General features: G+C 63.8%; 1 protein-coding gene and 1 pseudogene. Both read right to left on the minus strand.

Features of this window, described 5'->3' with window-relative positions:
* Positions 1–1012 (minus strand): ATP-binding cassette domain-containing protein (locus tag BLX41_RS36945; RefSeq protein WP_259745477.1); only part of this gene is annotated, 1012 nt, incomplete at its 3' end.
* Between the two features lie 14 nt (positions 1013–1026).
* Positions 1027–1146 (minus strand): annotated as a pseudogene (locus tag BLX41_RS36950) (ABC transporter permease); the annotation flags it as partial.

Raw genomic sequence — 1146 nt, forward strand, 5'->3', positions numbered from 1 at the left:
GGAAGCGGATGCCGCCCTGGGAATCCAGCAGCCGCAGGATTGCCTGGCCGAGGGTGGATTTGCCCGAGCCGGATTCGCCGACAATTCCCAGGGTCTTGCCTTGCTGCACGCTGAGGCTGATGCCGTCCACCGCCCGCAGGTACTCCTTGCGCCGGAACAGGCCACCGCCGATCTGGAATTCGACGCTGAGGTGGTCCACTTCCAGCACGGTTTCCCGGGTGTCGCGACACAGCGGTTCGCCCTCGGGTTCGGCATGCAGCAGTTCACAGCTGTAGGGATGTTGCGGGGCGTTGAACAGGGTTTCGCAGTCGGCCTGTTCGACGATCTCCCCGGCCTTCATCACGCACACCCGCTGGGCGATGCGCCGCACCAGGTTGAGGTCGTGGCTGATCAGCAGCAGGGACATGCCCAGGCGCTGTTGCAGGGATTTGAGCAGCAACAGGATCTTGCGCTGCACGGTGACATCGAGGGCTGTGGTGGGTTCGTCGGCAATCAGCAGCTCCGGTTCGCAGGCCAGGGCCATGGCGATCATCACCCGCTGGCGCTGGCCACCGGAAAGCTGGTGGGGGTAGGCCTTGAGTCGTTCCTTGGGTTTCTGGATGCCCACCAGTTCCAGCAGTTCGAGAATCCGCGCCTGGGCCTCCTTGCCTCCCAGGCCTCGATGCAGGAGCAGGGTTTCGCCGATCTGCTTCTCGATGCTGTGCAGCGGGTTGAGGGAGGTCATGGGCTCCTGGAAGATCATGGCGATGCGGTTGCCCCGCAGTTTTTGCAGGGTCGCAGCCGTGGCGCCGATCAGTTCCTGACCGCGATAGCGCACGCTGCCGGAGCTGCTGCAGCCGGTCTGCGGCAGCAGTTGCAGGATCGAGTGGGCGGTCACCGACTTGCCCGAGCCGGACTCGCCCACCAGGGCCAGGCATTCGCCGGGGCGGATGTCCAGGCTCAGCTCGCGGACCACGGTTTGCGCGCCGAAGGCGACATTGAGCTGGCGGATTTCGATCAGGTTTTCAGTCATTTCTACAATCCGCTTCAAGATCGTGGATCAAAGGCATCGCGCAACGCCTCGCCGATAAACACCAGCAGCGAGAGGATCAGTGCCAGGGTGAAAAACGCCGTCAGCCCGAGCCACGGTGCCTGCAGGTTCTGCTT

Source organism: Pseudomonas protegens, assembly GCF_003732485.1.
GTDB classification, from domain to species: domain Bacteria; phylum Pseudomonadota; class Gammaproteobacteria; order Pseudomonadales; family Pseudomonadaceae; genus Aquipseudomonas; species Aquipseudomonas protegens_B.